The organism is Streptomyces sp. NPDC057565, from assembly GCF_042801455.1.
Taxonomy (GTDB): Bacteria; Actinomycetota; Actinomycetes; order Streptomycetales; family Streptomycetaceae; genus Streptomyces; species Streptomyces yanii.
The window spans coordinates 1-2,140 of sequence record NZ_JBHVFU010000162.1; the positions used below are offsets into that span (position 1 = coordinate 1).

A 2,140-nucleotide genomic window follows, 5' to 3' on the forward strand; every position below is an offset into this window, starting at 1 on the left:
CTCTGCGACACAACGCCCGCAACGCGGACCGCCCGCTCGCCCTGCTCGGGCTCAAGTGATCACGAAACGGACGCCCGCCGACTACGCCGAAGCCCAGGGGCTTGCCGATCAATAACTCGTCGATCTTGGTAGGGATTACGGGAGGGTGGGGTCGTGCCCGGCGATCGCGGCGAGTTGTTGTGTCGTGGTCACGGTGAGGGCGCCGGCCGGGACCTTGTGCCCGAGCGCGGTGAGCACGGGGGTGACCTCCTGGAGGGTCGCGCCGATTCTGCTCTTGGCCAGGCTGGTCGCCTCGGCGAGAACGGCGTTCGTCATGGACCAGCGCCTCTTGAGGAGGAAGACGACAAGCTGGTCGGAGACGGAGAGCCGTCTGCCGCCGGCGCCGGGGCCGCCGTCGGGGCGTTTCCCGGGCAGGAAGATCGGCGGGTGCTCGGCACGCCAGGCTCGGTAGCGGACGGCGAGATCGTCAAAGGCGGCGGGCTCGAGTCCGGTGAGGCTGGGGTGCCGCAACCAGGCGGGGAGCTTGTCCCCGGTCGGAAAGCGCCCGAACTCGGCGCTGGGCGGGGGCGGTTCGGGAGCGAGCGGTTCGGGGCGCAACGTGTAGTTCCACGTGCCGTGCCACTCGTGCGGCGTCAGGGGCAGGCGCTCCATGACGGTGTCGGGGACGGTGACGCCGGTGGGGTAGGCGCCGGGGTCGAGCTCGGCGTGGACGGACAGCCCGCTGCGTGTCGTGGTCGCTCCGATGGTGCTGACGACGACTTCGTGGCTGGTCAGGGGCCTGCCACGCCAGTTGATGCTGATCTGTGAGAACAGCCGGTGCTCTATTTTGTTCCAGTGTGTCCTGAATGCAGAGGGGAATTCGATGTAGGAAGAGTTTCTTGAAGTAGTGCTGCGTGACCGATGAAGGATTGGCCCTTCGAAGTCGCCCTGCGGGGGGAGGCTTCAAACCGCCTCATGCTGCGTTAGCCGAAGACTGTCGTGGTGAGCGATGAGGAAAAGGCGCCAAGAGGCGTCAGGTGGGGATCAGGGAGACGAACGCAAGTGAATCGTTGCTGACGTGTCGAAAAGATTCCGACGACATCAAAACCGGGAAGCTTGGAACCGTCCCGGGATAAGCCTGGCGGGAGCCCGCCGACTGGCCAGGCGGTGTCCGGCATGGAGACGACGTGAACCTGATCTGCCGCGGTCATGTGGAACAGGAGAAGGCGCGTACCGATACAGCCCGTCCTGGTAGGGGCGGGCGAGAGGGAGCACCCCGAGCGGTTGTGCCGTGAAGGGGCTGAGTACCGATGCGGAACGCGCTGGCGGACCGGCTCGTAGTAGTGAAGAAGCCCCTGTAACGGGGGTGGAGCGAAGGGGCCGGGTCGTTCGTGACTGTGTTGATCGCATCAACCGGGCGGTGTCCGGGAGGAGTTCGGTGGACCAGTTGAAGTCGCAGGCCAAGCCGTTTGAGATATCAAAGTGGGAAGTCAAGGAAGCATGGGAGGAAGTGAGGGCTAACAAGGGGGCACCGGGTGTGGACGGACAGAGCATCGCCGACTTCGAGAAGGACCTGAAGAACAACCTTTACAAGGTCTGGAACCGGATGTCGTCGGGCTCCTACTTTCCTCCACCGGTGCGTGCGGTGGCCATTCCCAAGCCACATGGCGGCGGCGAGAGAATTCTTGGGATTCCTGCCGTCGCTGATCGTGTGGCTCAGACGGTCGTGGCCCGGCATTTGGTGCGGCGGGTGGATCCTATTTTTCATCCGGACAGCTTCGGATACCGGCCCGGACGGTCCGCCTTGGATGCCGTGGAGAAGTGTCGGGAACGCAGCTGGAAACGGGACTGGGTAGTCGAGTTCGACATCTCCCAGTTCTTCGACAGCGTGTCCTGGGACCTCCTGGTCAAGGCGGTGGAAGCACACACCGACGCCGTTTGGGTGAAGTTGTATGTGCGGCGGTGGCTTGCTGCCCCGCTCAAGATGCCCGACGGCACCCTGCTGGAACGGGAGTGTGGGACGCCGCAAGGGGCCCCGGTTTCTCCCGTTCTGGCGAACCTGTTCCTGCACTACGCGTGTACGTCCAGGAGTTCGGGCATCGTCCCAGCTTGAAAGAGGTGGAAGGGATGTAACCGGGCGACAAGTTCAGGGCAGCCAGCC

The 2,140-nt window shown here is 64.4% G+C and carries 2 protein-coding genes; one reads left to right on the plus strand and one right to left on the minus strand.

The window, feature by feature from the left end; translation table 11 throughout:
- Nucleotides 1–135: 135 nt before the first annotated feature.
- Nucleotides 136–909, minus strand: coding sequence for a hypothetical protein (locus ACFU8W_RS52350; RefSeq protein WP_384052961.1), 774 nt, complete (start codon nucleotides 907–909; stop codon nucleotides 136–138).
- A 508-nt stretch (nucleotides 910–1,417) separates the two neighbouring features.
- Between ACFU8W_RS52350 and ACFU8W_RS52355 the strand changes: the two genes are divergently transcribed.
- Nucleotides 1,418–2,092, plus strand: a complete 675-nt coding sequence (locus tag ACFU8W_RS52355) for a reverse transcriptase domain-containing protein (RefSeq protein ID WP_384052959.1) — start codon at nucleotides 1,418–1,420, stop codon at nucleotides 2,090–2,092.
- Nucleotides 2,093–2,140 lie beyond the last annotated feature (48 nt).